Annotated in this window: 4 protein-coding genes and 3 tRNA genes; 5 read left to right on the forward strand and 2 right to left on the reverse strand. The window is 56.4% G+C overall.

Annotation, left to right across the window (positions count from 1 at the left end; all coding sequences use genetic code 11):
• Nucleotides 1-202 (reverse strand): putative ABC transporter permease (locus ACOYIE_RS09190; RefSeq protein ID WP_433412537.1); only part of this gene is annotated, 202 nt, incomplete at its 3' end.
• Nucleotides 203-345: 143 nt separating this feature from the next.
• Here ACOYIE_RS09190 and ACOYIE_RS09195 point away from each other — a divergent pair.
• From ACOYIE_RS09195 to ACOYIE_RS09210, 4 genes are all read left to right on the forward strand, one after another.
• Complete coding sequence (locus tag ACOYIE_RS09195) at nucleotides 346-1521, forward strand: iron-containing alcohol dehydrogenase (protein WP_433412539.1); 1176 nt, start codon at nucleotides 346-348, stop codon at nucleotides 1519-1521.
• Between the two features lie 327 nt (nucleotides 1522-1848).
• Nucleotides 1849-1924: transfer RNA gene (locus tag ACOYIE_RS09200), tRNA-Asn, on the forward strand.
• A gap of 3 nt (nucleotides 1925-1927) precedes the next feature.
• A tRNA-Trp gene (locus ACOYIE_RS09205) sits at nucleotides 1928-2003 on the forward strand.
• A gap of 4 nt (nucleotides 2004-2007) precedes the next feature.
• Nucleotides 2008-2083 (forward strand) — tRNA-Thr (locus tag ACOYIE_RS09210).
• A gap of 240 nt (nucleotides 2084-2323) precedes the next feature.
• On the opposite strand, the gene ppk1 is transcribed toward ACOYIE_RS09210, so the two are convergent.
• Nucleotides 2324-4462, reverse strand: a complete 2139-nt coding sequence (gene ppk1, locus ACOYIE_RS09215; RefSeq protein WP_433412540.1) for a polyphosphate kinase 1 — start codon at nucleotides 4460-4462, stop codon at nucleotides 2324-2326.
• A 328-nt stretch (nucleotides 4463-4790) separates the two neighbouring features.
• Between ppk1 and ACOYIE_RS09220 the strand changes: the two genes are divergently transcribed.
• Nucleotides 4791-5114 (forward strand): inorganic diphosphatase (locus ACOYIE_RS09220; RefSeq protein WP_433412542.1); only part of this gene is annotated, 324 nt, incomplete at its 3' end.

Here is a 5114-nt window from a genome sequence, read left to right on the forward strand (position 1 = left end):
ACGGATGGTTGTGCAGCGGCAGCGAGAGGTGCAGCAAAATGGTTGCGCCGAAGCCGTAAATGGGCAGCATGGGGCCGCGCAAAAAACCGCGGTTGACAAAACGTCGCTGCTGTACGGATACGACGGTCGATTCAAAACACCAGCCCAGAAAACAATAGGCATAAAAAACGAGCAGCCACTGGGGCAGGGAATAAGAATACATCAGAAACGCTCCCTCTGAACAGACGCGGGGAGGAATCCCCATGTTTTATGTGTTTTTTATTCTACCGAAGTTTTTGACTTTTGGCAAGGGCGCGCTTATAATAATAGGTACAGTATTTTATAAAAAACAGGAGGCTGTCAATCATGCAGAATTTTACTCTCCACACGACGACCGAAGTCGTTTTTGGACGTGACATTGAGAAAAACGTCGGCCCCAAGCTGAAAGAACTCGGCGCAAGCCGCGTGCTGGTGCATTTCGGCGGCGGCAGCGTTAAACGGAACGGCCTGCTGGATAAAGTGGAGCAGAGCCTGACCGACGCAGGCCTGTCCTATATTGAGCTGGGGGGCGTATCGCCCAACCCCAAGCTGTCGCTGGTGCGGGAAGGCATTGCGCTGGCAGAGAAAGAAAATGTTGACTTTATTCTGGCCGTGGGCGGCGGTTCGGTGCTGGATTCGGCCAAGGGCATTGGCATGGGCGTGGCTACGGGCCGCGACCCGTGGGAGTTTGCCTCCACCGGCACCGCGCCGGACAAGACCCTGCCGGTGGCTTCGGTGCTGACGCTTGCAGCTTCCGGTTCGGAGACCAGCAATTCCTGCGTGCTGACCAATGAAGAGAATATGGAAAAGCGCGGCATCACCAGCCAGACCAACCGGCCGTGCGTCAGCTTCCTCAATCCGGAAAACACCTATACGGTTTCCAAGTTCCAGACGGGCTGCGGTATTGTTGATATCATGATGCACACGCTGGAGCGCTACCTGACGCCAGGCGACGGCAGCGACATTACCGACCGTCTGGCAGAGGGCCTGCTGATTGCCGTGCGCGACGCCGGCCGCGTTGCAATTGAAAACCCCTGCGATTATGAGGCGCGCGCTACACTGATGTGGGCGGGCAGCGTATCGCACAACGGCTATACGGGCTGCGGCCGTGCGTCCACCTTCCCTGTACACAAACTGGAGCATGAGCTTTCCGCTTTCCATGATGAGATTGCGCATGGCGCGGGCCTGTCCGTACTGTTCCCCGCCTGGGCGCTGTATGTGATGGAGCATGATATTCCGCGGTTTGCGCAGCTGGCGAACCGTGTGTTCGGCGTGGAGATGGATTTTGTTCATCCGGAGCGCACCGCACGCGAAGGCATCCTGACGATGAAGCGCTTCTTTGCGGAAATCGGCATGCCGGTGCGCATGGAACAGCTTGGTCTCAAGCCGGAGGATTACGAAACGCTGGCGAACAATGCGGTCAAGACGGTCCGCGGGCCGGTCAAGAGCTATGTGCCGCTGGATGAGCAGGCGATTGTTTCCATCTTCAAGCTGGCGGAGTAACAGAACGGATGCAGACAAAAGCATAAAAGCGGGAGCGCGGTGCAGCCGCGCTCCCTTTTTGCCTGTCTGCACAGGTTTTCCGGTTTTTCTTTTGTTTTCCTCTTGACAACGCCGCGCTTTACGCGCTATAATATTTAGGCAAACTGCAAAAGAGGTACCAGCATCTGATTTGATATTCCTCAATAGCTCAGTCGGTACACACACCGCAGTGTGCGTCCCGAGGACAACCGCCGCAGGCGGCGCTTGGGACGAGGGTGAGCATGCATGCCGCGCAGCGGCATCAAGAAAAAACGGTTTGCACAAAATTACCAGCATCTGATTTGATATTCCTCAATAGCTCAGTCGGTAGAGCATGCGGCTGTTAACCGCAGGGTCGTTGGTTCGAGTCCAACTTGAGGAGCCATACAGGGGTATAGCTCAGCTGGTAGAGCATCGGTCTCCAAAACCGAGTGCCGTGGGTTCGATCCCTACTGCCCCTGCCATTTTGCTGCTGTAGCTCAGTAGGTAGAGTGCATCCTTGGTAAGGATGAGGTCACCGGTTCAAATCCGGTCAGCAGCTCCAGAAATAAGCACCAGATATGCCGTTTATTTGCGGTAATCTGGTGATTTTTCTTATTTTTATGACCTTTTTGCGGTCTCGCTTAAATTACTATGCGGTCTCGCTTTGACCGTTTTTTACGGTTTTTTTAAGCCCAGTTGCGGGACTAAATGTGGGAGCAAATAGCTGCCCCGGGTGTTCTCCCGCTGATTTCAAAGACTGACAAAGCAGCCCGTTCGCATGAGGAGCGAACGGGCTGCCGTTTTACGGTTCGGTTTGCCGGAACAGCCTGTGCAGCATACCGCGCAGGCCACCCTGTGCGGGCGCGGGCGCGGCGGGCTGCTGTGCGGACAGCTGGACGGCCTGGCGCATCAGCAGTTCCTGTGCGCAGACAGGCTCGGGTTCGGCCGGCTTTTTCCGGTAGCTGCCGTCCGGCTGGAGCACACGGGCTTTTACGGTATCCCGCTGCATGGCATACAGGATATCATGCAGGCGGGCGCGCACCTCGGGGGAGTCGATGGGGCAGGCGATCTCGACCCGACGTTCCGTGTTGCGGGTCATCAGGTCGGCGGAGGAGATATACATCCGCTCGCTGCTGCCGCGGCCGAATACAAAAATGCGGGAATGCTCCAGAAACCGCCCGACGATGCTGGTAACGCTGATGTTTTCCGTGTGGCCGGCAACGCCGGGCTTGAGGCAGCAGATGCCGCGCACGATCATTTCCACTTTGACGCCGGCGCAGGAGGCCTGCCGGAGCTTTTCGATCACGTCAATATCGGTCAGCGAATTGAATTTGAGCAGAATATAGCCGTCGCTTCCCAGGGCGATCTGCTCATCCATCAGCGCCAGCACCCGCTGCTTGAAGGTGTTGGGCGCAACCAGCAGCCGCTCATACTGCCCCTCCAGATTGCCGAGCGCCATATTGGTGAAAAAGGCGCCCGCGTCAGCGCCGATGCTCTCGTCTGCGGTGATGAGGGAAACATCGGTATATTGGGCGGCGGTTTTTTCGTTGTAGTTGCCTGTGCCGACCTGCGTGATGTGACGCACGCCGCCGCGGTCCCGACGGGTGATCAGACAGATTTTGGAGTGTACCTTGTATTCCTCAAAGCCGTAAATAATTTTGCAGCCGGCTTCCTCCAGCCGCTCGGACCAATCGATATTGTTCTGCTCGTCAAAGCGGGCGCGCAGTTCGATGAGCACCATCACATCCTTGCCGTTTTCGGCGGCGGCGCACAGGTATTCCACCAGCTTGGCTTTGCTTGCCAGCCGGTAAATGGTAATGCGGATGGACAGCACGGCGGGGTCGTTCGCCGCCTCGCGGATCATCTGCAAAAAGGGCTCCATGCTCTCATAGGGGTAGGACAGCAGCACATCGTGCCGCAGCGCGGTTTTGAGCAGACTCTGCCCGGCGGGCAGCATAGCCGGCTGCTGCGGCGTGAACGGGGGATCGGATAAGGCCGCGCGCTGTTTTTCGGGCAGACGTTCGCCCAGACTGAAAGCGTATGGCAGCTTGAGCGGCGAAACGCGCGACAGGAAAATCTGGTGGTTTGTCACGTCGAAGCGGGTGCGGAAATATCCGGCAAAATGGTCGCTGATCGGGCGGTTCAGCTCCACGCGCACAACGGCCATTCTGCGGCGGCGGCGCAGCAGTTTTTCCATGCGGCGGCGGAAGTCTTCCTCGTCCGCGCCGAAGGTCTCGTCGTCCGGATTGATATCGGCGTTGCGGGTGATGCAGAAGACGGTTTTTTCCAGCACATCATACATGGAAAAAACATGGTCGGCGTATTCGTATAAGATGGTCTCAATCGGTACATAGCGGCCCTTGCCTTCCGGCAGGAATACCAGCGCGGGCAGCGACCCCGGAACGGGCAGCAGACCGAGCAGCTCGTTCTTTTTATGGCCAAGCAGCGCGGCGATGTGCAGCACCTTGCCCTCCAGGTGCGGAAATGGGTGATGCGCGTCCACAATTTGCGGCGACAGCACGGGCGCGATGATATTTTTGAAATATTGCCTGATGTATTTCTGTTCGCCGGGCGTCAGGTCGGCAATGGCAAGCCGGCACAGGCCCTCGGCGCGCAGCCGCTGCTCAACGTCAAAAAAAGCGGTATCCCGCCGCACATACAGCGGTTCCACCGCTGCGTAAATCCGGCGGAGCTGCTCTTTGGCGGTCATGCCGGATTTGTTGTCAATATGTGCAGGGTCTACTGCGGCCATATCGCACAGGCTGCCCACGCGGATCATGAAAAATTCGTCCAGATTGCTGGTGAATATGGAAAGAAATTTAAGCCGCTCCAAAAGCGGCACCGCATCGTCTTCCGCTTCGGCCAGCACACGGGCGTTGAATTGCAGCCAGGAGAGTTCGCGGTTTTGCGTATACCCCTGTTCCCAGACCGCCTGTGTCATAAAAAGTCCTCCTCTGCGGCGGCAGACCGCCGAATGCGTATGCGAAGGCATACAAATCGTAGTATAGTGCTATTATACCGCTTTTTGCGGGACGGACAATGGGGTTTTTGTAAAATTCGTGTAAATTGCCGGTGAAAAGACTGCTGTGCGGGTGCGTCTGCGGCGCTCTGCCTGCAATGCAGGGGCCGCGGCTGTAAAATTTTTGCGTAGGGCGGAATCAGGGGGCGGAGAGAAGCGGCCGCTAAAAAATTTATCATAAATTTCTGCAAGTCTGCATTGCATAACTTGCAAAAGTCTGATACACTAACGATACAGAAAAGAGAAGGGAATGAGTGCATTGAGAAACATATGGCACGATATCAATCCACGTTATGTATCTCCCGAGAAGTTCACGGCGGTGATTGAAATTCCGGCCGGCAGCAAGAAAAAGTATGAGCTGGATAAGGAAACGGGCCTGCTGCGGCTTGACCGTATTTTGTACACATCGACGCATTACCCTGCAAATTACGGATTCATTCCGCGCACTTATGCGGACGACGGCGACCCGCTTGACGTGCTGGTGCTGTGTACGGAAACGCTTGACCCTCTGGTGGAGGTGGAGTGTTATCCCATCGGCGTGATCCGCATGATTGACGACGATGAGATCGACGAC

Origin of the sequence: Agathobaculum sp., from assembly GCF_050946325.1 — a bacterium.
GTDB lineage: Bacteria > Bacillota > Clostridia > Oscillospirales > Butyricicoccaceae > Agathobaculum.